2 protein-coding genes are annotated in these 1952 nt (G+C 64.8%); one reads left to right on the forward strand and one right to left on the reverse strand.

What is annotated here, in order from left to right; all coding sequences use genetic code 11:
* Nucleotides 1-134: 134 nt before the first annotated feature.
* Complete coding sequence (locus PHW99_RS11605; RefSeq protein WP_300177367.1) at nucleotides 135-1415, reverse strand: DEAD/DEAH box helicase; 1281 nt, start codon at nucleotides 1413-1415, stop codon at nucleotides 135-137.
* A 150-nt stretch (nucleotides 1416-1565) separates the two neighbouring features.
* On the opposite strand from PHW99_RS11605, the gene PHW99_RS11610 reads away from it, so the two are divergent.
* Nucleotides 1566-1880: a DUF6172 family protein gene (locus PHW99_RS11610; RefSeq protein ID WP_300177370.1), complete on the forward strand. Its 315-nt coding sequence runs from the start codon at nucleotides 1566-1568 to the stop codon at nucleotides 1878-1880.
* Nucleotides 1881-1952: the final 72 nt, after the last annotated feature.

Genomic DNA, 1952 nt, shown 5'->3' on the forward strand with positions numbered 1-1952 from the left:
TAGTTTTGCGCCCAGGCCGGGGACAGCGACAACGTAGTGGTCGCGCCCAGCAGGGCCAGCCACAAGGTGGGGGAGGTCAGAAAGGTCAGGCAGCGGGTCATGGTGTTTATCCAGAGGCTGGTCAGTGGAGAGGGTCAGATTTTAGGTGACGGCGGCGTGGCTTTCGGGGGCAGTCCGGCCTGCAGGGCTGCGGCTGCGCGCAGTTTGTCCTTTTTGCTCGGGCGACGGCCTTTGATGCCACCAGAGCCTGCGGCTTCGGTGCTGGCGGCAGGCGCGCGCTCTTGGGCTTCAAACCCGGTGACGCTTTCCAGCGCCAGCTTCACCTGCTGGCGTTTTTCAATCAGCCGCCAGTGCGCCTGCGTGGCTGCGCTGACAAAACTCAGAGCCAGGCCGGGTTCACCGGCGCGGCCGGTGCGGCCAATGCGGTGGGTGTAGTCCTGGGGCGAGCGTGGCAGGTCAAAATTTACCACCACCGGCAGCCCCGCAATGTCCAGCCCGCGCGCGGCCACATCGGTGGCTACCATCACCTGCAGGCGTGAGGCCTTGAAGTCGGCCAGCACCTGGGTGCGTTTGCCTTGGCTGAGTTCTCCGTGAAACGGCTCGGCCGTCAGCCCCGCTTTGCGCAGCTTGTCGGCCACGATCTCGGTGGCATATTTGGTGGCGACAAACACCAGCACCCGGGGCCAGTGCTGTTGGCTGATCAGATGGCGCAGCAACTGGGTGCGCTGCGGCGCATCGACCGCGATGGCGCGCTGCACGATGTCCACCGGCTGCTGGCTGGCGCACGCCACGTCAATGTGCACCGGCTGGTTCAGCAGGGTCTGCACCAGGGTCTGCACCGACGGGCTGAAGGTTGCCGAGAAAAACAGGTTTTGCCGCTGCGCAGGCAGGCGCTGCAGCAGTTGTGCCAGCTCGTCGGCAAAACCCAGGTCGAGCATGCGGTCGGCCTCGTCCAGCACCAGCAGCGTGACCTGGTCCAGCCGCAGGGCGTTGTGCGCCAGCAGGTCCAGTAGGCGCCCGGGCGTGGCCACCACCACGTCGGTGCCGCCGCGCAGCCCCATCATTTGCGGGTTGATCGACACCCCGCCAAACGCCACCGACACCTTGACCACCGGATTCAATCCTTGTGCCAAGGCCCGCAGCACCTCGCCCACCTGCACCGCCAGCTCACGCGTCGGCACCAGCACCAGCGCCTGCGGTTCACGCCGGCGGCCAGACTGGCGCGCCAGCCGCTGTAGCAGGGGCAGCCCAAACGCCAGGGTTTTGCCCGAGCCGGTCTGGGCCGAACCCAACACATCCTGCCCGGCCAGCGCGGGGGGAATCGCCCCTTGCTGGATCGGTGTCGGGCTGGCGTGCCCCAGGCGGTGAAGCGCGGCCAGCATGGCGGGCGAGAGGCCCAGAGATAAAAAAGTCATGGTGAGGTCAGCAGGTGCATCAGACGTTGGATGAGGGAACGGGGTGTAACACAGGCTCGGCGGCCGCTGTCCAGTCAGGCACGGGCCGCATAATCGCCACCCTGGACTGTCCGCCATGGCTGGCGGAAGCGAATTGATGCAAAGGACATTGTGAAAAAAACATTCAAACTCTCTATCGAAGGTAAAAACCGTGACCGTGTGCTGGACGCCACCAAGCACGAAATTCGCCAATACTTCAAGCGCGAGCGTCGCAAATCCTTGCCTGAGGGGGTGGATTTCTGGGACTTTGACTGCCAGTTCGGCACCAGTCAAGCGGATGCCGTGGCGGTCCACCCGGGCAATATCCTGGCACTGGTTGACGCCGCGGCCAAAGACGGCGCGCCGGCGTTTTATCTGGAAGTGATCGCCAAACCCGGTGTGCGCCAGCCGCGTCCGGCGGCGGATCAGGCCAGCGGTGCCGAATAAGCCCCTGTCACCATCCAATGAAAAACCCGCAAAGGCGAAACGCCGTTGCGGGTTTGGGAATGTCTGGTGGTG

Source organism: Rhodoferax sp. (genome assembly GCF_028689305.1).
Taxonomy (GTDB): Bacteria; Pseudomonadota; Gammaproteobacteria; order Burkholderiales; family Burkholderiaceae_C; genus Rhodoferax.